Here is a 22,039-nt window from a genome sequence, read left to right on the forward strand (position 1 = left end):
AATCCGGTCTGGACCCGACGGCGATGAAGCGAGGTGAACGCCGTGAACACCAACTCAGCGAACGTCGCCGAGAGGCGTCTCGCACCGCCGTCGTTGGCTATTTCAACGGTGATTTTCGCCCTCCGCCCCAGCGAAAAGTCCGGGCGCCCCACCCTGTGGCTGCCGCTGGTCCGCCGCATTCGTGAACCCTACAAAGACATGTGGGCGCTCCCGGGTGGACCGTTGGCCCATGACGAATCCCTGCAGGACGCTGCCTCGCGGAACCTCCGCGAAACCACCGGCCTGGCGCCCCACTACCTCGAGCAGCTCTACGCTTTTGGCGGCCTCCACAGATCGCCCACCCAGAGGGTTGTCTCCATCGTGTACTGGGCACTGGTGCAACCCACTGAAGCTGCCCTTGCTGACGAATCAGAAAACGTGCGCTGGTTCCGGGCGGACCGGCTCGGAGAACTGGCCTTCGATCACAACGCAATCGTGGACTACGCGTTATGGCGGCTCCGCAACAAGATGGCCTACGGGTCCATCGCCTACCACCTGCTGGGAGAGTTCTTCACCCTCGCCCAAGTCCGCGAAGTCTACGAGGCCGTGCTGGACCGCCAGCTCGATCCCGCAAACTTCCGCAGGCACGTCAAGGCAACACCGGAAATCGAAGAAACCGGTGAATACCTCCAAGGCGGAAAACACCGCCCACCCCGCCTCTACCGCTTCACCGGCACGCCCGGCCTCGGGCCAGACAACAGGAGTACACCATGAGCAGCGTCAACACTGCCGTCCAGCTGATCACTCGCGAAGAAGCCGAGAAGGGCCTCTCCCGCGCAGGGTCCACGTGCAGCCCGGCCTTGGCCAGGGGCCCATGGGAGTATGACCTTGCCGAGTCCCTCGCCGGTGAGCCCGCCTATGGCCCGGGCGCCTCAAGTGACGACGTTGCGCCCATAGCCACGCCGCGCCAAGGCCAGCTTCCTGAAGAGTACAAGAAAGCCACCGACGCCGAACTTGACGTTCGTATCCGGGCCGCCAAAGCGACGCTGGGGGACCGCGCCGTCATCCTGGGCCACTTCTACCAGCGAGACGAAGTCATCCAGTACGCAGACTTCGTAGGCGACTCGTTCCAGCTCGCCAACGCAGCACTGACCAAGCCGGACGCCGAAGCAATCATCTTCTGCGGGGTCCACTTCATGGCCGAGACAGCGGACATCCTCTCCACGCCCCAGCAGGCAGTCATTCTGCCCAACCTCGCCGCCGGTTGCTCCATGGCCGACATGGCAGACGAAGACTCTGTAGAAGAATGCTGGGAGCAGCTGGAAGAAATCTTCGGCACGGAGCCTGACGCATCCGGCCGGGTACCCGTCATCCCCGTAACCTACATGAACTCTTCAGCTGCCCTGAAGGCGTTCTGTGGGCGCAACGGTGGAATCGTCTGCACCTCGTCCAACGCCAAAGTGGTCCTGGAATGGGCCTTCGAGCGCGGCCAGCGGGTCCTGTTCTTCCCCGATCAGCACTTGGGTCGCAACACCGCCAAGGCACTGGGCGTCCCGCTGGAACAGATGCCCATGTGGAACCCGCGCAAGGAATTCGGCGGCAACGACGAACATGCGCTGCTGGACTCCCGCGTCATCCTCTGGCACGGCTTCTGCTCAGTCCACAAGCGCTTCAACGTAGGCCAGATCGAAAAAGCCCGACTGGACTTCCCCGGCGTCAACGTGATCGTCCACCCCGAGTGCCCCATGGAGGTAGTGGACGCCGCCGACTCCGCCGGTTCCACCGACTTCATCAAGAAGGCCATCGCTGCCGCAACCGAGCCCACCACGTTCGCCATCGGAACCGAAATCAACATGGTGAACCGGCTCGCCGCCGAAAACCCGCAGCACACCATCTTCTGCCTCGATCCCGTCATCTGCCCGTGCTCCACCATGTACCGCATCCACCCCGGCTACCTCGCCTGGGTCCTTGAGGAGCTCGTGGAAGGACGCATTGTCAACCGGATCACGGTGGACGACTCCGTGCAGGACAACGCCAAGATTGCGCTGGAGCGCATGCTGGCTGCCAAGCCGGCCTAAGCCAGCAGGCACATCACACCGCACTAGCCGAATCGAGCCTCACATGACTGCAGCGAGCGTTGCTCAAGGGCCTGCCCCCAAACGGCTGATCGTCGTCGGAAGCGGAATAGCAGGGCTGTACTCCGCGCTGCTGGCCGCGGAAGCCGGCGCGGAAGTGGTACTGCTGACCAAGGGTGCGCTCGCGGACAGCAACACCTACTACGCCCAAGGTGGGATTTCCGCTGTACTGGACGAGCCGGCCCCCGGTGACACAGTGGCTGCCCACATCGCTGACACCCTCAAAGCAGGGGCAGGCCACTGCAACGAAGAAGCAGTACAGGTGTTGTGCACGGAAGCGCGCTTGGACATCGCAGGGCTGGGACGGTTCGGCGTGCAGTTCGACCTCGACGACGACGGCGACCCCGCCTTGGGTCTCGAAGCCGCCCACTCGGCTCCGCGCATCCTGCACGCCGGCGGCGACGCCACCGGTGCCGGGGTGGCGGCCGCACTGATCCGGACAGTCCTGGATTTCCAAGCCGCCGGCAGAATCCACGTCATCGGGCGCGCCCAGGTCACCTCGCTCTCGTTGGGCGGACCGCAGGGTGGCCGTGTGGTGGGAGCAAATTTCCTCCATGACGGACGCCACCTCGGCGTCCACGGCGACTCCGTCCTCCTCGCCACGGGCGGGGCCGGGCAGCTTTTTGCCCAAACCACCAACCCGGCGGTTGCCACAGCCGATGGTTTGGCGCTCGCATGGCGTGTTGGAGCCGCGGTTGCAGACCTCGAGTTCTTCCAATTCCACCCGACGTGCATGGTGCTCCCGGCTGAGGCGCGGGAAGCAGAAGGCAACAACGACCCCCTGCTGATCTCCGAGGCGGTGCGGGGCGAAGGTGCCATCCTCCTGGACGCCAACGGGCACCGCTTCATGCCCGCATACCACCCTGACGCGGAACTCGCCCCCCGCGACGTCGTATCCCGCAGCATCGCCCTGCACCTCACAAAGCTCGGCGACCCCAACGGCCACGTGTTCCTGGATGCCACCGTGATTGAGGAAAGCCGAGGAAAAGGCTTCCTCGACAAGCGCTTCCCCACCCTCAGCAAACGAACACGCCAAGCTGGAGTCGACTGGACCAGGGAACTCGTTCCCGTGGCACCCGCCGCCCACTACTGGATGGGTGGCGTGGTGACCGATCTCTACGGCCGGACCTCCGTTCCCGGGCTCTTGGCTGCCGGCGAAGTGGCCTGTACCGGAGTCCAGGGAGCCAACCGCTTGGCGAGCAACTCCCTCCTCGAAGGCCTGGTGTTCGGGCGGAGAGCCGTGGAAGCGTTCCTCTACGGTGACCGCGGCGCCTCAGGCCCCTTGGCGCCTGTGCTCGCGCCTCGTACCGGCGATCGCCTCGCTAGCCCGGCGGCCGGTACGGGCCCTCACGCGACAACGGCGCTGTCGGGGCCTCCGGCGCCGCTGGAAGAGGACTTGTCGACTAGTCCGGGCGGTTGGGCGTTGGCGTTGGATCCTGTCCCTGCTCCTGTTTCCTGGGAGTTTGAGTCTTTGCCTGGGCCGGGGGCTCGGGAGGTTTCTTTTGCGAAGGCGGGGGTGTTTTCGCGGGGGGCTTTACGGCGATTGATGACTGCGAAGGCCGGGGTTTTGCGGACCGGTGGTCTGCTTCGTGAGGCCGGGACCGGCTTGGCTGCTTGGGCGGAGGACGTTCTGCCCCTGAATATTCCTGATTCCCTCAACGTCCGGGAGCATGAGGATTCCAACCTGCTCCTGGCAGCTCAGTTGCTCGTCCATGCGGCACAGGAGCGGCGGGAGTCTTTGGGAGCGCATTACCGCAGCGACAGCGTGACGGAACCAGCCGCCGTCGACGATTTTGACAAGCGTTACACCATGAGCCGGAAAGCGAGCCTCGTCCATGACTAACCTGACCCTCCCCGCAGCCCCCGTCCGGGAGATCCTGGAACGGGCATTCGCGGAGGACGCACCCAGCGGCGACATCACCTCGCAGCTCCTGATTCCCGCCGAAGCCCGGGCAACGGCCGTGCTGAACGCGCGCGTCCCCGGCGTCTTCAGCGGCGGCACTGTGTTCCGTGACGCCATGAAGCTTGTGGACCCGGACACCGAGGTGGAAATCCTGCTCGCCGACGGTGAAGCCTTCGACGCCGGAACACACCTCGCGCGGGTCAGTGGCAGCGCCCGTTCGGTGCTCCTCGCCGAAAGGGTCGGTTTGAACCTGGTGCAGCGGATGAGTGCCATCGCCACCAAGACGGCGGAGTTTGTCCGGCTCGTGGAAGGGACGCGCGCCCGGATCACGGACACCCGCAAGACCACACCCGGACTTCGTGTCCTGGAGCGCTACGCGGTGCGCTGCGGTGGGGGAGCCAACCACCGATACAGCCTCTCCGACGCCGTGCTGGCCAAGGACAACCACTTGGCAGTCATGACCGGGGGTGATTCCAGCAAGCTGACCGAGCTGCTGATTGCAGCAAAAGCCCAGCTTGGCCACACCACCCACTTCGAAGTCGAAGTGGACCGGGCCGAGCAGATCGAACCCGTGCTGGCTGCCGGTGTGGACACCATCATGCTGGACAACTTCTCCCTTGAAGAGCTCCGGGCAGGGGTTAAGCAAGTCGACGGGCGCGCCATCGTGGAAGCCAGCGGCAACGTGAACATCAACACCGTCACCGAAATTGCCTCGGCGGGCGTGGACGTCATCTCCGTCGGAGGCCTGACCCACAGCGTAAGCGCGCTCGATCTCGGCCTCGACATCGAACTTAAACCCACACAGAACTGAAGGCGTAACCGCCATGATCTTCCTCGACGCCGCCGCCACCACACCGGTTCGCCGTGAGGCCCTTGAAGCCATGTGGCCGTACCTCAGCGGCGAGTTCGGCAACCCTTCCAGTCATCACAGCCTCGGCGAAGCGGCAGCAGCTGCACTCGCAGAGGCCCGTTCCGGCGTCGCGAAGGTCCTGAACTGCCGTGCCGGGGAGGTGACCTTCACCTCCGGAGGCACGGAAGCGGACAATCTCGCCGTCAAAGGCATCGCGCTGGCCCGGCAGGCGGCAGCCCCCTCGCTGAACCGGATCGTGATCAGCGCCATCGAGCATCCCGCAGTGGAAGAGTCGGCCCGCTACCTTGAGCGAGTGCACGGGTTCGCCGTGGACGTGCTTCCGGTCGATGGAGACGGCATGGTCTCCGTTGACGCCCTGCGGGCAGTCATAGGGCCCAAAACTGCGATGGTGAGCATCATGTACGCGAACAACGAGATCGGAACGGTCCAGCCCATTGCTGCCTTGGCGGCAGTGGCTCGGGAACACGGCGTCCCCTTCCACACGGACGCAGTGCAAGCTGCCGGATGGTTGACGCTGGACGTTAGAGCGCTTGGTGTGGACGCCTTGAGTATTTCCGGACACAAACTTGGTGCGCCCAAAGGGTCCGGTGTTCTGTTCACCAGGGGTCGTCTGCGGGTGGAACCCCTGGTTCACGGTGGGGGCCAGGAAAGGGCAAAGCGCTCGGGGACAGAGAACGTGGCCGGAGCCGTGGCGCTGTCCACAGCGCTCAGGCTGTCCCACGCCGAGCAGCCAGAACAGGCGGCGCGTGTTTCGGAGCTGAGGAATCAGTTCATAGGCAGGATCCTCGCCACCGTACCTGACGCGTCGCTCACGGGTCACCGTAAGCAGCGCCTTCCTTCAGTTGCTTCCTTCTGCTTCCCGGGCACCAGCGGCGAGTCGGTGCTGCTTGAACTTGAGCGGCTCGGCGTGGTGTGTTCCAGTGGCTCGGCTTGCGCGGCAGGATCCGACGCGCCCTCGCCGGTGCTGGTGGCCCTTGGCATCGCGCCCGAAACGGCCCAGACGGCGGTGCGCTTCAGTTTCACCTCAACTATCACCGACGCGGAGCTGGAGCAGGCAGCCGCTGCCGTGGAGACCGCCGTCGGGCGTGTCCGGAACCTGGCGTCCCCGCAGGCCGGCTAGCTACATGTGCCGGGCGCGCCGGAAGATCCAGTGGCGCAGCAGGGTGAACCGGACAGCCGTGGCAAGGAACCCGGCCAGGGTAGTGGTCCACAGCTCCTCGGTGACTGTGGCTTCCGGACGGAAGAGATGCAGTACGCCGAGGCTGCCGCCGGTAATGATCAAGGCTATGACAATGACGATCACCCCGCTCAGGTGATCTTGGGTCCGCTTCTTGCGGCCCGTGATCTTGAACGTCAAACGGCGATTAAGGGCCGTGTTCATCAGAGACGTCACAATGAGGGCCACAGCGTTGGCCAGTTGGGGATCGATCCAAGGACGCAGCAAGGCATAGATCGCCAGCGAACTTGCTGTGCACACCACACCGACCCCCGTGAAACGCAGCAATTGCCGGACAACGGGATACTTGAGCACCCCACGGTGCCGTTTGCGGGGGAGCTTCGGGGCGGGAGGCGGGCGCAGCTCAGTGGCGTCCGCGGCTGTCTCCATGCCATTAAGCCTGACACACTACGCTGGCAGTTCCTCCCAGGCGGCGCTGGTGACGGGGTTGTGAAGTTCGCCGATTCCTTCCACCCGGCACACAACGGTGTCTCCGGGCTGGATTCGAGCGCACTCTGCGGGGAACCCTGTGAGCACAAGGTCGCCGGGTTGGAGGGTCATGAAGGAGGTCAGATAGACCATGATCTCGTCCACTTTCCAGCCAAGGTCCGCGGAACTAGCAGTCTGCAGCTCCTTGCCGTTGTGCACGATCCCGATCTCCAGGTTTGAGTCATCCAGGTTGGTGACTATCCACGGACCTGCGGGAGTGAAGGTGTCCTGGCTTTTGGCGCTGATCCAGAGCTCGTCGGTCTTCTGGAGGTCGCGGGCTGAGACGTCGTTGCCGATGGTGTAACCAAGAATTGCCGAGCTCGCCGTTTCAAGGGTCAAGCCTCGTGCGGCACGGCCGACGACGACGGCCAGTTCAGCTTCCGGGTCCACGTAACCGACGGTGGAGCTGAGTTGGATCGCCTCGCCGGGGCCGATGACGCTCGACGCCGCCTTGTGGAAAGCCTGTGGCGGCAAGTCGCGGCCAGGTTGCCCGGTGTTATGGGCCATGCCAAAGACGTTGGCAGGTACTGAAGGGGCCAGGAAGATGAACGCGTCTTGGCTGACCACATCACCAAGCTCCCAGCCCTCCCTGGCAGGACTGTTGGCGTTGGCCCTCGAGGCCCCGAAAGGGGAGTCCACCACGGTCCACCGGGTCCCTGCGGGCGAATCGAACACCGCGGCGTCGTTGGCCACGAAGAATTGCTCGTCCGGTGCTTTGCTGGTTACCGGCAAACCGGTGAACGACTGGCTGGTCATCGAGCGGGGTGGAGCGGGCCGGACGCGGGCGATACGACGGGGAAGGGGCGAAGTCATGATGACATCCTACGTCCTCCCATGCGTTGCGAGGCCTGCCTTAAGCCTGAAGACACATTCTTGGCGCGCAGAGCAGGCCTCACAGCGCGTCAGCCACGACGTCAGCTAAGAGGGGCCGATCCGAAGGAAACGCTGAACCGGTCACACCACAGGACTACTGACGTCAGTCCGGCGACGTCGGTCCCGGCCGGGATCACGTAGTTGTGATTACCGTGCGTGGCTTTGATCGCGCCAAGATCCACGTAGCGTCCTGAACGGTATTTGAACCAGTCGCCGCCAGCTTCCAAGCTACTCAGCCACACCTTGACGTCGGGGCCGTCGCTGCTTGCCAGGTTCTCCAGGCGGAGCAGATGGCTTCCATCAGGGAGCTTCAGCAACCGGGCAGTGCCGGTGGTCTCATGTTCCTGGGACAGGAAGGCGCCCGATCCGACGACAACGGGTCCGCCAGGCGCCGGCGCTGCAGGAGTGGGGGTGTCAGCCGCAGCCTCCCTGACCTCTGGCGACCCAACCTCTGGCGACCCAACCTCTGGCGACTTAGCTTCCGGCGACGGGGTCGCTGAGTATGGGACAACAGGAAGGGCCTCATTGAGGCTGCTGCTGGTGAAGAGCCGCCACGGCTGGAACAGGGCCGCCCCGATCACTACGGCTGCCAAGACAACCACCCCTGCCACAGCGGTGAGCGTCTTGTGGGCCCGGATCTGTCTCCGGAGTCCGTTCATGCCCCGCAGTTTGTTCATGCTTCAAGGCTAGGCTTCGACGCCGCGCTGTGGGGGCCCCATTGCTTACAGTACGATGACGCGTTATTCCCGTGCCGCGGAGGAAGAACACAGGAGCCAGGCTTAGAATCCGTTCCATGCGTCTGGCGATCATCGGGTTGGCCCTTCTTGTGGCTGGTGGGATTACCGTTGCCACGGGTGTCCTGCCATGGCCGGAAGTGGCGGTCTTGGTTGACCGGGTGGCGCCCATCCTGGGTTTTGTGGTTGCCATGACAGTAGTTACCGAGCTCGTCAGTGAAGCCGGCGCCTTCCAATGGATCGCCCGTCATCTGCGAGGTTGGGGGCGTGGACGCAGTGTCCTGCTGTGGTTGCTTTTGGCGTTGTTTGCCACGCTCAGCACTGTCTTCCTATCGCTGGATACGACGGCGGTGCTCCTCACCCCGGTGGTGGTCACCGTTGCCCGCCAAGCGGGCCTCCCGGTTTTGCCCTTCGCCCTGACCACAGTGTGGCTGGCGAACACCGCCAGCTTGCTGCTTCCCATCTCAAACCTGACCAACCTCTTGGCGCAGCACAACTTGGGCGGAATCAGTCCGGCACAGTTCGCCCAGCTGATGTGGGCACCGTCGTTGGCCGCCGTCCTGGTCCCGTTGGTGTTCATAGCAATAGTCTTTCGCCGCGAATTGGGCAAGGCGTATGCGCGCGATTCCACCCGGTCAGCACAAGGACCTTCGTCGTCAGCAACCACTGACAAGGTCCTGCTGCTGGTCAGTGCCGTGGTGCTGCTGTTGCTGTTGCCGGCGCTGGTATCCGGAGTCCCCATCTGGATCCCCGCCGCTGCAGCTGCGGCCACCCTTGCAGTGGCGTTCGCCGTCCGGAGGCCCAAGGTGCTCACAGTGACCTTGATTCCATGGTCCCTGCTGCTGTTCACCTGCGGCCTTTTCCTGGTGGTTGAGGCAACCCAATACCTTGGAGCGTCCATTCTGCTGGGCCAGGTGGCGGGGCAGGGGAACGGATTCCTTGAACTGCTGAGGTTGGCCATGACGGGCGCCCTGGGCTCCAACATCGTCAACAACCTTCCCGCTTACCTGCTGGTCGAGCCACTGGCAGGAACCCCGCAGAGGATGGCCGCGCTCTTGGTGGGAGTCAACGCGGGTCCCTTGATCACGCCGTGGGCATCACTGGCCACCCTGTTGTGGCACGACAGGCTGGTGCGGATGAACGTGCTGGTCAAGTGGAAGGGATACGCGGTCTTCGGCCTGATCGTGGCGCCCCTGACAATACTCGCGGCCATCGCGGCGCTCGCAGTCTTTGGCCCCGGCGGACTGCTCGGCTAGCCCAGATAAAGCTCTCCCACGGGCACGTCTGCAGCCAGGCGGTTGGCTGGTCCGGCCAAGGGGCATGCCCAGGCCTCGTTGTAGGCACACGACGGGTTGTACGCGAAGTTGAAGTCCAACACGAACTCTTGATCAGCGCCCGTTCCGCGCGTCCCATGGAACGAGCCCTTGACCGTGTCCAGCAGGTATCTTCCTGCTCCGTAGCTTCCGCCGTCCTTGCCGGCCGTTGAATCCCGGAAGGGCACAAAGATGCCGCCTCCATAGCTCCGTAACCGCCAGGCCGCCACGGAGCCGAGCCCGGGCAGCTCAAACGTACCGATCCTGGTGAAGGGCACCACGCCGTCAGTCCCCGTTTCGACGTTCATCTCCTGGCCGGTTCCTTCGGGTGACAAAGCGGCGTATATCCGGAAGGAGGGATCGTAGTCAGCGGTTCGCAGCCCTGAAAATGAGGCTTTCATCTCCGCGGTCAGCGCTGAAGCAGGATGGGTGGCGAACATCAGATCACGTTCCTGGCGCCAGAAAACGTGGGCGTCAAAGGGATTGGTGGCTGCCAGTTGACGCACCTTGTCGTAGAGAGCGAACGTCCGCAGGCGCCAGTCGGCTATATCAACCGCTGACAGGGTGGGAATGTAGTCCTCGAAATAGTCCTTTTGATCGGGAGCCATACCCTCAGCCTAGCCCTGTGCGTGTCGTAGGACGGCCGCCGATAAGCTGTGGTCATGAAGGGCTCCCTGAACCTGCGCTGTATTCCGATGCGGCTCGCCGCCGTGGTACTGGCGGGTTCCATGCTCGCCGCCACAACATCCTGTTCCACCGAAAACAAAGGCCCGCAAGTCACCTCAACCACGGGCTCTCAGCCGAACAGTTCGGAATCGGGGACCGGCACTGCGGAAAGCACGACGCCGGCAACGGGTTCCGCGGCCGGTTCGCCGTCCGCAATACCCGGCCCAGGGGAAACAACAGGCTCCGGCGAAAACACCGGCGCTAGCCCTACAGCCGGCGCGAGCGCTTCGGCCAGCACCGGGCCAAGCCCGGCGGCAACGGCGGTGTCCTGGAAGACATACACGGACCCAGCCAAAACAGTGAGCTTCGAGCTGCCGCAGGAGTGGATTGCGCAGTCGGGGACGCCGGAGGCCGGTTCGTTGGCCCATGCCGTGAAGGTGGAGGTCAAGGATGGCGAAGGGCGCTATATCGCCACGCTCCAAACAGGCCTTCCCCCAGTCGCAGCTGTTTCCTGCCCCGCCGGGCAGGCGCGCCCCTATGTGGTGATCAGCAGCGTGCCCTTGGACGTTCCGCATTCCGATGGCCCGGACACCATTGATCCGCGAGTGGTCTTCCGTGTGGTCCAGGGCTACAAGTTCTTCGGCTCCTACGGCATCACCAACATGGTGGCGGGAGTGGACGGACAGTCCTGCGAACTGCGGAACCGGGTTCAGGGCCCTGCAGGCAAGGGCGACATCTCCTTTGGGGATGTCCCGGCGATCCACGCCTTTGCCGCTGATGAGAAGGTGGCTCCAGCCAAAGCTTTTGACACTCTGGACCTGGCTGCGAAGTATGCGGTCCACGGTTCTGAATTCGCCAATGTCCAGCGGATGCTACTGTCTCTGAAGGTCAATCTGTAGTCCTGTGATTGGCTGACTCATACATACGGCGGCGATGGGGGCTGCCCGCCGCAACCCACCCCGGAGATCAATGGAACGCAACGTTGCTGCCTCGCTCGTTTTCAAGACTGCAGCCAACACCAAGGTGGCCATGGCCATAGCCGTGGCCAACAACCAGGGGTATGACGCAGTGGAGGAAACCCTGTCCATCACTATCGATGGTGCTGATGTTCCTTTTTCTGAACTCAGCGACCACCATGGTGGCCGCTTCCACTATCTGGAGTTCACCGAGCCGAGTGAGGTGTCGGTGGACTACCGCGCAACCGTTCATGGTTTGGGAGAGCCTGATGCCTCCAGTCCGATGGAACTCATCAGGTACGTTCGGCCCAGCCGATATGCGGAGTCAGACCGGCTGCTGCCCACTTCCTATGCCGAGTTCGGCAGCCTGCAAGGTGCCGAGCTGCTCCATGCGGTGCGCAACTGGGTGAATGGGGAACTCCGGTATGTCAGCGGTTCGTCGCGGGGAACTGACGGAGCCGTGGAAACATTGCTTCACCGGAAAGGCGTGTGCCGGGACTTCGCCCACCTCGCCATCGCCCTCTTGAGGTCCAAGGACGTACCTGCGCGGCTGGCGGCAGTGTACGCTCCCGGGCTGAGCCCCATGGATTTCCATGCCGTTGCCGAGGCCTACATTAACGGTGCCTGGCACATTATCGACCCCACCGGGCTGGCCCCCCGCGAATCCATGCTTCGGATTACTGCCGGGCGCGATTCTTCGGATACGGCATTTCTGTCCACCGTGGGTGGCAGCTTGACCTTGAAGACACTGAGGGTCAGTGCGTCGGTTAACGGCGAGCTCCCGGTGGAGGACCCCCGGGAGCTCGTCAGCCTGCGTTAGTGTCCGGACTTCGGGTTAGTGTCCCGCGACCGATGCGCGGAGTTTCTCCGTCAGGCGCAGAAGCTCCCGTTGCTCCTCGGCTGTGAGCGCAGGCGCCACCAGGTGGGCGATGTCCCGAACATGTTCGCGGCCGATGGTTTTTTGTAGCTCGCTGCCCGCTTCGGTGAGTGAGAGCAGGACTCCGCGGCCGTCGTCGGGCGCTGTTGTTCGTTCCACCAAACCTCGCTTTTCCAAGCGGTCCACCAACCGGCTCAGGCTGGACTGGCTCAGCAGGACTTTGTCATTGATTTCATTGAGCCGAAGCTGGCCCGATGGGCATGTGGACAGCGTGAAGAGGACGTCGTATTCCTTGACGGGGAGGGTCTTGAACGCCGGTCCTGACTGGAGCTTCCGCATCACCGCCACCTGGGAGCGGAACAACGACTCCCAGGTTTCGGCGGCTAGACGAACGGCGGAGGACGCCGAGGGGCTGGACATCAGGCGTCCTGCCCCGCAGTACCGGCAGTAGCGGATTCGCTAACCTTGGCTTCCAGCGCTTCGGCAACGCGTGAGGCGTGCGTCGGTGCGTCGGGCACGTGCGCAGGCTTCATGGCAGCGTATTCCTTGCGCAGGACCGGGAGGACTTCTTCGCCGAAGAGATCCAACTGCTCCAGGACGGTCTTCAGGGGCAGTCCGGCGTGGTCGATCAGGAACAGCTGGCGCTGGTAGTCACCGAATGCCTCGCGGAAGGTCAGCGTCTTTTCGATAACTTCCTGCGGGCTGCCCACGGTAAGGGGAGTCTGCGAGGTGAAGTCCTCCAGGGACGGTCCGTGCCCGTAGACCGGTGCGTTGTCGAAGTACGGGCGGAATTCCTTCACGGCATCCTGGGAGTTCTTCCTCATGAAGAACTGACCACCGAGGCCAACAATTGCCTGGTCTGCTTTGCCGTGTCCGTAGTGCTCGTAGCGCTCACGGTACAGGCCGATCAGCTGCTGGTAGTGCTCCTTGGGCCAGAAGATGTTGTTGGCGAAGAAGCCATCGCCGTAGTAGGCGGCAACTTCTGCGATCTGCGGTGTGCGGATGGAGCCGTGCCACACGAAGGGGGCGACGTCGTCGAGCGGCCGCGGCGTGGAGGTGAAGTTCTGCAGGGGCGTGCGGAACTTGCCGGACCAGTTGACCGTGTCCTCGTCCCACAGCTTGCGGAGCAGGCTGTAGTTCTCGATGGCGAGTTCAATGCCGTCCTGGATGTTCTTGCCGAACCAGGGGTACACCGGTGCCGTGTTGCCCCGGCCGAGGACCAGATCGACGCGGCCGTCGGAGAGGTGCTGGAGCATGGCGAAGTCTTCGGCGATCTTGACCGGGTCATTGGTGGTGATCAGGGTGGTGGCCGTGGACAACGTGATGCGTTCGGTCTGGGCTGCGATGTAGGCCAGTGTGGTGGTGGGGGAGGAAGAGAAGAACGGCCGGTTGTGGTGCTCGCCAAGGGCGTAGACATCCATGCCGATTTCTTCGACCTTCTTGGCGATGGCAACGGACGCTTTGATGCGTTCGTTTTCCGTGGGCGTGCGGCCCGTGGTGGGGTCAGTGGTGATGTCGCTGACGCTGAATACGCCGATCTGCATGATGTGCCTTTCTCCCTGCCCGAGGTCCCGGGCTCTGTAAACAGTGTACCTCAAACTAGATGCATTTGCATGTATCGGTACCTGTAACAGGACAGGGCCGGGAATTGTTCCCGGCCCTATCCATGAAGGATATGTCTGTTGGGAGTCCGCTATTCTCCGGGATTGTGGGCCGCGCGACGGCCTGTAACGCGGGGAATCATTCCAGTGGTCCAGTCCTGGAACTCGTCCGACCCGCTGCCGCCGCTGCCGCCAGGGCCGTCGCCGGGTGCCGCCGTTGGCTTGTCCTGGAGGGCTCTGCGCAGATCCTTCTTCTCCCGGCGCCCCTCCACCAGTTTGTAGAGGACCGGAACCAGGACCAGCGTCAGCGCAGTGGAAGACACCAGCCCACCGATCACAACGATTGCCAGTGGCTGGGAAATGAACCCGCCGCCACCGGTGAGGCCCAACGCCATGGGAGTCAGGGCAAACACGGTAGCCAGTGCCGTCATGAGGATGGGGCGCAGGCGCTGGCGCGCACCGTGCGTAATGGCATCGGCAACGTTCATGCCCGGACTGCCATCGTGCGGTTTACGGTACTGGTTGATGAGATCGATCAGCACAATGGCGTTGGTGACCACGATGCCCACCAGCATCAGCATGCCGATCAAGGACGGCAGCCCCAACGGAACGCCCGTCACCAACAGCAGGCCCACGGCTCCGGTTGCCGCGAACGGAACAGAGATCAGCAGGATGAGCGGCTGCACGAGTGACTTGAACGCGGCCACCATAATCACGTAGACGATCGCGATGGCTGCCAGCAGAGCCAAGCCAAGCTGCCGGAAGGACTCCGCCTGCTGTGTAGTGGCACCGCCGATCGTGGCCGTGACCCCGGCGGGCAGCTCCACGGCTGCCAACCGCTCTTGCACGGCAGTGCTGACGCTGCCCAGGTTGGAGCCGGAAGGCGTCACAGTCACCCTTGCGGTCCGCTGCCCGTTGCTGCTGGTGATGGACACAGGGGTGTCCACCTGCTCGACGGCGGCAATTGTCTCAAGTGCCACGCCACCGCGGGCTGTGGGGAGCTGCAGCGCACGGACTGCGGCAATGCTGGTGAAGCGGGTCCCCTCGCCGATTTGCACGGGGTAGTCGTTGGTCTCGATTCGGACCGTACCGGCGGGAACGGGGCTGACCGTGCTGGCGAGGAAGGCGCCAACCTGCTCTTCTGTCAATCCGGCCGCCACGGCCTTGGCCCGGTCAACGCGGACCTGAACCACCGCCTGCGTGGAAGCAAGGTTCGTGGCTACTTCTGAGCTGCCCGGGACGCCTTCCATGGCCTTCACCATGGTATCGCTCGCCGTTTGCAGGTCAGCGGAGTTCGCGGCCCTGATAGTGATGTCCACCGTGGACGACGTGCCGAACCCGCCCTGCTGGGATCCCACCGTGACCTTCCCGGAGGCACCCTCCAGTTTGGCGCGAACCTCGTCTTGAAGTTTGGTTTGGTTCACTTTCTCGTCGGTGACAATGGTGAACGTCGAGTTGGATGAACCGGTTGACGTGAGTGCGGCGAAGCCGGTCTGGGCATTTCCGGAGGTGACCTGCACGTCCTTGATGCCCTCAATGCCCTTCAGGGAATCCTCAATCTTGGAGGCTTCATCGCTGGTGGCCTGCAGGCTGGTGCCGGCAGGAAGGACTTGGCGCACCGTCATGCTGTTCTCACCGGAGCGGCCCAACAGATCAGTGGCCAGCAGCGGCGAGACGGCGATAGTGGCCACCAGCACCAGTGCTGCCGCGGACAACGTGATGACAGGATGTTTCTGCGTCTTAGCCAGGATTGGAAGGTAACCGCGCTGGAGACGGCTCCGCTGTTCCGCCTCGCGGGCCTTCGCGGCCGCCTCTTTGGCAGATGCTTGTGCCTCAGCGCCCTTTCCGGGGGAGGACAGGAACCAGTAGGCAAGGACCGGAACGATCGTCAGGGAAACCAACAGCGAAGACAACAGTGCGATGGTCACTGTCAAGGCGAAGGGACGGAACAGCTCTCCGGCGAGGTCCCCCACAAACGCTATTGGAAGGAACACGGCCACAGTGGTCAGCGTCGAAGCCGTGATGGCCCCGGCAACCTCCCTGATGGACGTCAGGATGGCTGTCAGCTTGTGTTCGCCGTAGCTGAGGTGCCGCTTGATGTTCTCGATCACCACGATGGAATCGTCAACTACACGCCCGATGGCAATGGTGAGGGCACCCAAAGTAAGGATGTTCAGCGAGTAACCCGTTGCCGAGATGCCGATGAAAGTGATGAGCAGGGACAGCGGGATGGAGACGGCGGTGACCAACGTGGAGCGCACGGACATCAGGAAAACCAGAATGACCGCCACCGCGAAGCCCAGCCCTAGGAGTCCTTCCGTGGTGAGGTCCTTGATGGACTTCTCAATGAAGGGCGCTTGGTCGAAGACCGGCGTGAAGGTCGCGTTGTTGCCGAGCTCCTCTTGCATGGGTCCGACGGCGTCCCGCACAGCATGCGAAATCGCTACCGTATCGCCCTCTGGCTTCTTGGTGACGGACAGAGCCAGAGTGGGCTTGCCGTTGGTACGCGTGATGGAAGTAGGGGCGTCGTCCTCGATGCTGACGTCGGCAACCGCCCCGATGGTTGCAGCACCTTTCGCACCGGCCAAGGGAAGCCCCTTGATGATGTCCAGGGAATCCACGGGGCTGCCGAGCTGGAGGGACAGGGTCTTGCCCTGATCCTCGATGGTGCCGACAGGGACCAGGGTGCCGTTGTTCTTCAGCGCATTGCTGATGGACTGGACGGAGGCCCCTGTAGTTGCAAGGTCCGCGGGGCGGGGCTGGATCAGGATGTGTTGGCTGGAACCGCCGGTCACATCGGCGCCGCGGACGCCGTCGATCTTCTGCAACCGGGGAACGCTGAGTCGCAGGAGATCAGCGTTGAGCTCGCTCAGTGGTTTGTCCGAGGACACTGCCAAATAGACGATGGGGAAGTCGCTGATGTTGCCGGCGATGGACTGGGGCTCAACGTCCGCCGGCAGAACACGCTTGGCGTTGGAAATGGCCCGGTCAATCTGGTTGCGCGCCCGGTCCAGGTTGGAGCCGTACGTGAACACCATGGTGATCTGCGAAACGCCGTTGCGGGACGTCGACGTGGTGGACTCAAGCCCCTCAACGCTGTTCAGTGCTGTTTCCAGCGGCTGGCTCAGCTGCTTGTCCACAACCTCAGGAGAGGCGCCCGGCATGGAGGTCACAACGGTGATCTGCGGAAACTCGATGGAGGGAATGAGTTCCTGCTTGAGCGATCCCATGGTGATCACGCCGAACACCGCCGCAAAGACGGTGATCAGCGCGATCAGGGCCCGGTTTCCCAGGGACAGTTTGGCCAAGCGGAACATTGCATTGACTCCTGCGGTCTACGTAACGATTCGGCTGACGGGAACCGGCCGCAGCCCCGGGTGTGGCCTAGCCTTGGATAGCGTTGGCCACTTCCAATTGCAGGGACCTGGCGGTGCTTGCTTCCAGTTCGGCGGCCAAGTCCGGATTCTCGTTGAGCTTGACGCCGTAGCCCGGCATCATGTCCTTGAGTTTGGACTGCCACCCCTTGAAGTTCTTGGGGAAGGACTTCTGCAACAGTTCGATCATGATGGGCACGGCGGTGGAAGCACCAGGAGAAGCGCCCAGCAGAGCGCCAATGGAACCATCGCGGGAGGCAATGACCTCGGTGCCAAACTGCAGGACGCCACCCTTTTGGGGGTGCTTCTTAATGATCTGTACACGCTGGCCTGCGGTAATCAGTTCCCAATTGCCCCCGGCTGCTTCCGGGTAGTACTCGCGCAGGGCCTCAACCTTGGCCTCGTGCCGCTTGGCAACCTCCTTGATGAGGTAAGCGGTGAGGTCCATGTTGTCCTTGGCCACGGCCAGCATGGGGATGATGTTTCCAGGACGGATGGACAGCGGAAGGTCCAGGTAGCTGGAGGTTTTCAGGAAGTTGGTGGAGAAGCCGGCGTACGGGCCGAAGAGGAGGGAGCGCTTGCCGTCCACATAGCGGGTATCCAGGTGGGGGACGGACATGGGCGGCGCGCCGACGGACGCCTGACCGTATACCTTTGCGCTGTGCTGTGAGGTGATGGCGTCGTCCGTGCAGCGGAAGAACTGGCCGGAGACGGGGAAGCCGCCGTAGCCCTTGCTTTCAGGGATGCCGGATGCCTGGAGCAGGTGGAGCGCGCCGCCGCCGGCTCCGACAAAGACAAACTTCGCGTGGATTCGGCCATGCTCGCCGGATTTGGGGTGCTTGATGGACAGGTCCCAGCCGCCGCCTGCTGCACGGTGGATGTTGGTGACGTCGTGGCCGTAGTTGACCTCGGCGCCGCTGCTTTGCAGGTAGCCCGTCAGTTCGCGCGTCAGGGCGCCAAAGTCGACGTCGGTGCCTTCAGCCGCGCGGGTGGCGGCAACGCGCTGCTTGCGGTCGCGGCCCTTGACGATCAACGGGGCCCACTTGGCGATCTGGTCCTGGTCCTCGGTGTACTCCATGCTGCGGAACAGCGTGTTGGGCTTGAGTGCCTCGTACCGGTTCTTGAGGAAGTTCGAGTGGTCATCGCCGATGACGAAGCTCATGTGCGGGACGGTGTTGATGAAGCCCTTGGGGGACCCGATGACGTTGCTGTCCACCAAGTGGGACCAGAACTGGCGGGAAAGCTGGAACTGTTCATTGATGTGCAAGGCCTTGGACGGGTCTACGGAGCCGTCTTTTGCTGCGGGGGAGTAGTTAAGCTCACACAGGGCAGCATGGCCGGTGCCGGCATTGTTCCACGGTCCGGAACTTTCGAGCCCTGCTTCGTCGAGTCTCTCGAACAGGGAGATGGTCCAGGTGGGTTCAAGTTGCTTGATGAACGCACCAAGGGTGGCACTCATGATTCCACCGCCAATAAGGACGACGTCGGCATGTTGAGTCTTGGAAATGAAGGTCACGATCAATCTCCGTTAGCGGCGGCACTGGCTGTCACAGAATATCCCCGCGCAGACTCAATACTGAAATTACGGGGAATCGTCAAGGCTTTAGCCGGACGTTTGTGAAAACTTCGTTGAGGACGGGGGAAGCCGGGTAGCTTTCCACCTTGTTGGACAACGCCAGCGCCGAGATGGGGAAGGCGATGGGCACAGCCGGTACCGACGCCGCGATCTCTGCGTTGATGGACTGATACTGGGCGTTGCGGTCATCGCCTTCGGGCATGGCCCGTGCGCGTTCTATCTTGTGGAAGACTTCCGAGTCGGCGTATCCGAACTCGGCGCGGGTTTCGCCGAAGAGGGGGCCCAGGAAGTTGTCGGCATCCGCGTAGGAGCCGTTCCAGCCAAGCAGGTGCAGTCCGCGGTCTCCGGCAGACTGGACCCTTTGGAGGTAGCCGTCTTCCCAGTCGATGGGAACTGGTTTGATGTTAAAGCCGACGGCGACGAGTTGGCGGCTCAGCTCGGCGTAGATCTTTTCCGGGGTGGGCATGTAGGCCCGCGTGGCGTTGAGCGGATAGTAGAACTTCAGCTCCTCGCCCTTGTACCCGGCCTTCTTCAAAAGCTCTTTAGCCTTCTCCGGGTTGTACCCCAAGGCCGGGGCGTTGTTGTTGAAGCCGCTGAGCTTGGGCGGCACGAACTGCGAGGCCTGCGACGTGTTGTCGATGAAGAACTTGCGGATCAACGATTCCTTGTCGATCGCCATTTCGATCGCTTGCCGGACCTCCGGCTTTTCCAACGGTGCAACGGCCTGGTTGATCCCCAGGTACATCACTGAGAACGGGTCACGCTGGATGATCTGGACACCCTTTTTGACCAATTGGTCAAAGGTTCCGGACGTCACGAGGTCGTAGGCATCGATCTTGCCGTCCAACAAAGCTTGCTGGCGCGTTTCCGCGCGATCGTAAGGAATGAAGTTGATGGTTGCTATCTGGCCCCGGTCGCCCCAATAGTTCTTGTAGCTGGACAGGGTCAGCTTATGGTCGTCCCACCCGGTGAACACATACGGGCCCGTGCCCACGGGATGGCCGGCGTAGCTGGACATCGCCTGGCCGTTCCGGACCTGGTCAAGGACGTTGGCCTTCTGCGCGTTCAGGGCTGCCGGGGATGAAATGGCGAAGGCCGGGAGCGTCAGGGCCTGAAGGAATCCGGTGAAGGGGCGTGTCAGGTTTATCTGAACGTTGCTGGCCGAGACCACTGTGCAGTCTTTGAAGATGGAGAACACCGGCTGGTCCGAGTAAGCCTTGAAAACGCTTTGGAAGGAAATTCCGGGCGCTTGTTTTCGGAGGTCCTCGGGGAAGGTGAACCAGCGGTTGAAGTTGGCGCAAACAGCTGCGGCGTCCAGAGGAGTGCCGTCGTGGAAGGTCACGCCGGAGCGGAGCGTGAAGTCGTAGCTCAGCCCTTTGTTGCTGTCCTTCCACTCCGTGGCGAGAAGGGGAGTTGTCTGCCCTGTTTCGCCATCTACGCCCACGAGTCCTTCGAGGACCTGGCGGGTGACACGGTAGGACTCGGAATCCGCGGTCATCGCAGGATCGAGGCCCAAGGGCATGGACGATGTGCCGAAGTTGAAAGTTTCCGAGGGCTCGGCGGCGACGGAATTGCCGGCGGACGACGACGGTGCGGGGCCCGGTGTGCCCGTGCACCCTGCCAGCCCCAACGCCAGTACGGCAGCCCCGATCTGCATGCTCAGGCGCCGCGTTTTGCTGCTTGCCACTCTTGTCCCCTCAAGCCGGTTGGAAGTGCTTTGGCCGGCTTCGGCCAGACCGCATTCCAGTCTAGTTGAACGTCCTGAGTGCGGTTCCCAGCGCAACTCCAGGTAGCCCCCGGCTGCTTGAGGACAGAAATACCCCCGGTTCTGCAACCGGGGGTATTCGTATAACTGTGCGCAAGGGGGGACTTGAACCCCCACGCCCGAAGGCACAGGAACCTAAATCCTGCGTGTCTGCCAATTTCACCACTCGCGCTGGCTGACAATCGGTCCGTCTTACAGGACGGCCGCTGCAATACCGGCCTCCAGTGTACCCGCTACTTGTCCAGCTTGAGATCCCGCCGGAGTTTGGCAACGTGCCCTGTGGCTCGCACGTTGTACTGCGCCAGGGAAACTTTCCCGTCAGGATCAACCACAAAAGTGGATCGGATCAATCCCATGTAGCTGCGGCCGTAATTCTTTTTCTCGCCCCAGGCTCCATACGCCTCGGCTACGGTGTGGTCTTCGTCCGAGAGCAGGCGGAAGGTCAGCTGTTCCTCCTCGCTGAACTTGGCAAGTGCTTTGACGGGGTCGGGGGAGACGCCAACAACCTCGTAGCCTGCAGCCTGAAGGGAACCGAGGGTGTCGCGGAAATCGCAGGCTTCCTTGGTACATCCGGGAGTGGAGGCGGCGGGGTAGAAATAGAGGATGGTTTTCCGTCCGCGGAGGTCGGACAAGCTCATGCTTTTGCCGGTTTCATCCTGAAGTGTGAAGTCCGGGGCGTTGTCCCCAGGGATAAGTCGTTCAGCCAAAATGTGCTCCTTGCCAGTGATCGCGATTTCCCAGTTTAGTAGGAGAAGCCGCGTCCTCACCCCATCCGCGCATATACTGTCGGCATGCCAGATATGGAGAGATGGCCCACCACCCGATTGCTTTCAACAGCTGCGCGCCTGGTGGAAATCTCGTGGAACGAAAAATTGAAGTCCATCGGCCTTACGCACGCCGGTGTCATTGCCATGCAGGTGCTGGCTGCCAAGGGGGCCATTACGCAGGCGGCCTTGGCCGAAGTAGCACGGGTCAAGGCCCAGACCATGGGAACCACTCTTGCGAGGCTTGAGCTGCACGGGCATGTCACCCGGCAACGCAGTGATTCCGACCGCCGAAGCCACGTGGTAACCCTTACCGACGCTGGCATTGCAGCTCTTGCGGAAGCAGTAAAGCTTGAGCAGGATGTCTTGTCACCCGTGGCGGTGGACACGGCCCGCCTCCGCGAGGAACTAAGGATCGTTGTCCGGGGTCTGGCCGGGTTGCCGACGCCGGAGGAGGAATCCCGCGATATTGACACCGACCTGCCTCAAGCCTGAGCAAAGCCTGTGACCTGGGCTTCCCGGTGGGAGCCCATGCAGGGACACACAAAAAGGCTCCGGATCGTAGAAACGATCCGGAGCCTTTCCTTATGGTGCACCCCCCGGGACTCGAACCCGGAACCCATTGATTAAGAGTCAATTGCTCTGCCAGTTGAGCTAGAGGTGCAGCTATTGTTTCGGCTTAGTGGAGGAATTCGCATTCCCCGTTGACCTCCGCAACGACAAATAACTCTACACCACATTTTGGCTGCTGCAGACCACAAAGTGCAATGCGTGATGCACGCCATTTTCTTGCCCCCGAAATAAGGCGTTGAACAACGAAAAAGGCCTTGGAGTGATATTCACTCCAAGGCCTTTTGCTTGGTGCACCCCCCGGGACTCGAACCCGGAACCCATTGATTAAGAGTCAATTGCTCTGCCAGTTGAGCTAGAGGTGCAGAGCTGTTGAT

At 62.6% G+C, this 22,039-nt stretch carries 19 protein-coding genes and 3 tRNA genes; 9 read left to right on the top strand and 13 right to left on the bottom strand.

All coding sequences use genetic code 11. From position 1 onward, the window contains the following. Positions 1–33: 33 nt before the first annotated feature. From AC1RJY_RS06740 to AC1RJY_RS06760, 5 genes are read left to right on the top strand one after another with little or no spacing between them, the layout of a single operon-like run. On the top strand, positions 34–753 hold the full coding sequence (locus tag AC1RJY_RS06740; protein ID WP_011775198.1) for an NUDIX hydrolase: 720 nt from the start codon (positions 34–36) through the stop codon (positions 751–753). Beyond that, positions 750–2,057: a quinolinate synthase NadA gene (nadA, locus tag AC1RJY_RS06745; protein WP_498601901.1), complete on the top strand. Its 1,308-nt coding sequence runs from the start codon at positions 750–752 to the stop codon at positions 2,055–2,057. Before AC1RJY_RS06740 ends, nadA begins: the two co-directional genes overlap by 4 nt. A 43-nt stretch (positions 2,058–2,100) precedes the next feature. Then, a complete protein-coding gene (locus AC1RJY_RS06750; protein WP_498601903.1) occupies positions 2,101–3,957 on the top strand; it encodes an L-aspartate oxidase in 1,857 nt (618 codons plus the stop codon). Further along, positions 3,950–4,828, top strand: a complete 879-nt coding sequence (nadC, locus tag AC1RJY_RS06755) for a carboxylating nicotinate-nucleotide diphosphorylase (RefSeq protein WP_011775195.1) — start codon at positions 3,950–3,952, stop codon at positions 4,826–4,828. The genes AC1RJY_RS06750 and nadC overlap by 8 nt, the downstream gene beginning before the upstream one ends. A 13-nt stretch (positions 4,829–4,841) precedes the next feature. Next, positions 4,842–6,008 carry a cysteine desulfurase family protein gene (locus AC1RJY_RS06760; protein WP_498601905.1) on the top strand — a complete coding sequence of 389 codons (1,167 nt, stop codon included), beginning with the start codon at positions 4,842–4,844 and terminating at the stop codon, positions 6,006–6,008. Here AC1RJY_RS06760 and AC1RJY_RS06765 read toward each other — a convergent pair whose 3' ends face one another. The 3 genes from AC1RJY_RS06765 to AC1RJY_RS06775 all read right to left on the bottom strand — a co-directional run bounded on the left by AC1RJY_RS06765 (position 6,009) and on the right by AC1RJY_RS06775 (position 8,143). Beyond that, complete coding sequence (locus AC1RJY_RS06765) at positions 6,009–6,494, bottom strand: GtrA family protein (protein WP_498601906.1); 486 nt, start codon at positions 6,492–6,494, stop codon at positions 6,009–6,011. Between the two features lie 18 nt (positions 6,495–6,512). Next, the gene (locus tag AC1RJY_RS06770) at positions 6,513–7,406 is read right to left on the bottom strand and encodes a fumarylacetoacetate hydrolase family protein (RefSeq protein WP_498601907.1); all 894 of its coding nucleotides are present in this window, start codon (positions 7,404–7,406) and stop codon (positions 6,513–6,515) included. 101 nt (positions 7,407–7,507) lie between these two features. Next, on the bottom strand, positions 7,508–8,143 hold the full coding sequence (locus AC1RJY_RS06775; protein WP_498601908.1) for a DM13 domain-containing protein: 636 nt from the start codon (positions 8,141–8,143) through the stop codon (positions 7,508–7,510). 116 nt (positions 8,144–8,259) lie between these two features. On the opposite strand from AC1RJY_RS06775, the gene AC1RJY_RS06780 reads away from it, so the two are divergent. Further along, positions 8,260–9,456 (top strand): SLC13 family permease, encoded by a 1,197-nt coding sequence (locus tag AC1RJY_RS06780; RefSeq protein ID WP_498601909.1) that lies wholly within the window; start codon positions 8,260–8,262, stop codon positions 9,454–9,456. On the opposite strand, the gene AC1RJY_RS06785 is transcribed toward AC1RJY_RS06780, so the two are convergent. After that, positions 9,453–10,121 carry a DUF1684 domain-containing protein gene (locus tag AC1RJY_RS06785; RefSeq protein WP_498601911.1) on the bottom strand — a complete coding sequence of 223 codons (669 nt, stop codon included), beginning with the start codon at positions 10,119–10,121 and terminating at the stop codon, positions 9,453–9,455. The two genes, AC1RJY_RS06780 and AC1RJY_RS06785, sit on opposite strands and share 4 nt — an antisense overlap. A gap of 54 nt (positions 10,122–10,175) precedes the next feature. On the opposite strand from AC1RJY_RS06785, the gene AC1RJY_RS06790 reads away from it, so the two are divergent. Both AC1RJY_RS06790 and AC1RJY_RS06795 read left to right on the top strand, forming a co-directional pair. After that, positions 10,176–11,078: a hypothetical protein gene (locus AC1RJY_RS06790; protein ID WP_043806159.1), complete on the top strand. Its 903-nt coding sequence runs from the start codon at positions 10,176–10,178 to the stop codon at positions 11,076–11,078. Between the two features lie 70 nt (positions 11,079–11,148). Further along, positions 11,149–11,955 carry a transglutaminase-like domain-containing protein gene (locus AC1RJY_RS06795; protein ID WP_498601913.1) on the top strand — a complete coding sequence of 269 codons (807 nt, stop codon included), beginning with the start codon at positions 11,149–11,151 and terminating at the stop codon, positions 11,953–11,955. A 15-nt stretch (positions 11,956–11,970) separates the two neighbouring features. On the opposite strand, the gene AC1RJY_RS06800 is transcribed toward AC1RJY_RS06795, so the two are convergent. From AC1RJY_RS06800 to bcp, 7 genes are all read right to left on the bottom strand, one after another. Next, the gene (locus AC1RJY_RS06800; RefSeq protein ID WP_011775186.1) at positions 11,971–12,432 is read right to left on the bottom strand and encodes a MarR family winged helix-turn-helix transcriptional regulator; all 462 of its coding nucleotides are present in this window, start codon (positions 12,430–12,432) and stop codon (positions 11,971–11,973) included. After that, positions 12,432–13,556: an LLM class flavin-dependent oxidoreductase gene (locus tag AC1RJY_RS06805; RefSeq protein ID WP_014922120.1), complete on the bottom strand. Its 1,125-nt coding sequence runs from the start codon at positions 13,554–13,556 to the stop codon at positions 12,432–12,434. The genes AC1RJY_RS06800 and AC1RJY_RS06805 overlap by 1 nt, the downstream gene beginning before the upstream one ends. Before the next feature lie 149 nt (positions 13,557–13,705). Continuing rightward, entirely contained in the window at positions 13,706–16,930 is a 3,225-nt protein-coding gene (locus AC1RJY_RS06810; RefSeq protein WP_498601915.1) for an efflux RND transporter permease subunit, read from the bottom strand. Positions 16,931–16,997: 67 nt separating this feature from the next. Then, entirely contained in the window at positions 16,998–18,503 is a 1,506-nt protein-coding gene (locus AC1RJY_RS06815) for a malate:quinone oxidoreductase (RefSeq protein ID WP_081589143.1), read from the bottom strand. A 79-nt stretch (positions 18,504–18,582) separates the two neighbouring features. Next, complete coding sequence (locus AC1RJY_RS06820; protein WP_498601917.1) at positions 18,583–20,250, bottom strand: ABC transporter substrate-binding protein; 1,668 nt, start codon at positions 20,248–20,250, stop codon at positions 18,583–18,585. Positions 20,251–20,418: 168 nt separating this feature from the next. Next, a tRNA-Leu gene (locus AC1RJY_RS06825) sits at positions 20,419–20,500 on the bottom strand. 61 nt (positions 20,501–20,561) lie between these two features. After that, on the bottom strand, positions 20,562–21,035 hold the full coding sequence (gene bcp / locus AC1RJY_RS06830; RefSeq protein ID WP_014922117.1) for a thioredoxin-dependent thiol peroxidase: 474 nt from the start codon (positions 21,033–21,035) through the stop codon (positions 20,562–20,564). 84 nt (positions 21,036–21,119) lie between these two features. Between bcp and AC1RJY_RS06835 the strand changes: the two genes are divergently transcribed. After that, positions 21,120–21,587, top strand: coding sequence for a MarR family winged helix-turn-helix transcriptional regulator (locus AC1RJY_RS06835; RefSeq protein WP_498601919.1), 468 nt, complete (start codon positions 21,120–21,122; stop codon positions 21,585–21,587). 93 nt (positions 21,588–21,680) lie between these two features. Here the strand turns inward: AC1RJY_RS06835 and AC1RJY_RS06840 are convergent. Then, positions 21,681–21,756: transfer RNA gene (locus tag AC1RJY_RS06840), tRNA-Lys, on the bottom strand. Positions 21,757–21,951: 195 nt separating this feature from the next. Continuing rightward, positions 21,952–22,027: transfer RNA gene (locus AC1RJY_RS06845), tRNA-Lys, on the bottom strand. Between the last annotated feature and the right edge of the window lie 12 nt (positions 22,028–22,039).

Source organism: Arthrobacter sp. GW822-FHT05G07, from assembly GCF_058799755.1.

Excerpts from the sequence above, each read along its gene's own strand:
- nadA (WP_498601901.1), top strand. The coding sequence starts at position 750 with ATGAGCAGCGTCAACACTGCCGTCCAGCTGATCACTCGCGAAGAAGCC.
- AC1RJY_RS06750 (WP_498601903.1), top strand. The coding sequence starts at position 2,101 with ATGACTGCAGCGAGCGTTGCTCAAGGGCCTGCCCCCAAACGGCTGATC.
- nadC (WP_011775195.1), top strand. The coding sequence starts at position 3,950 with ATGACTAACCTGACCCTCCCCGCAGCCCCCGTCCGGGAGATCCTGGAA.
- AC1RJY_RS06760 (WP_498601905.1), top strand. The coding sequence starts at position 4,842 with ATGATCTTCCTCGACGCCGCCGCCACCACACCGGTTCGCCGTGAGGCC.
- AC1RJY_RS06765 (WP_498601906.1), bottom strand. The coding sequence starts at position 6,494 with ATGGAGACAGCCGCGGACGCCACTGAGCTGCGCCCGCCTCCCGCCCCG.
- AC1RJY_RS06770 (WP_498601907.1), bottom strand. The coding sequence starts at position 7,406 with ATGACTTCGCCCCTTCCCCGTCGTATCGCCCGCGTCCGGCCCGCTCCA.
- AC1RJY_RS06775 (WP_498601908.1), bottom strand. The coding sequence starts at position 8,143 with ATGAACAAACTGCGGGGCATGAACGGACTCCGGAGACAGATCCGGGCC.
- AC1RJY_RS06780 (WP_498601909.1), top strand. The coding sequence starts at position 8,260 with ATGCGTCTGGCGATCATCGGGTTGGCCCTTCTTGTGGCTGGTGGGATT.
- AC1RJY_RS06785 (WP_498601911.1), bottom strand. The coding sequence starts at position 10,121 with ATGGCTCCCGATCAAAAGGACTATTTCGAGGACTACATTCCCACCCTG.
- AC1RJY_RS06790 (WP_043806159.1), top strand. The coding sequence starts at position 10,176 with ATGAAGGGCTCCCTGAACCTGCGCTGTATTCCGATGCGGCTCGCCGCC.
- AC1RJY_RS06795 (WP_498601913.1), top strand. The coding sequence starts at position 11,149 with ATGGAACGCAACGTTGCTGCCTCGCTCGTTTTCAAGACTGCAGCCAAC.
- AC1RJY_RS06800 (WP_011775186.1), bottom strand. The coding sequence starts at position 12,432 with ATGTCCAGCCCCTCGGCGTCCTCCGCCGTTCGTCTAGCCGCCGAAACC.
- AC1RJY_RS06805 (WP_014922120.1), bottom strand. The coding sequence starts at position 13,556 with ATGCAGATCGGCGTATTCAGCGTCAGCGACATCACCACTGACCCCACC.
- AC1RJY_RS06810 (WP_498601915.1), bottom strand. The coding sequence starts at position 16,930 with ATGTTCCGCTTGGCCAAACTGTCCCTGGGAAACCGGGCCCTGATCGCG.
- AC1RJY_RS06835 (WP_498601919.1), top strand. The coding sequence starts at position 21,120 with ATGCCAGATATGGAGAGATGGCCCACCACCCGATTGCTTTCAACAGCT.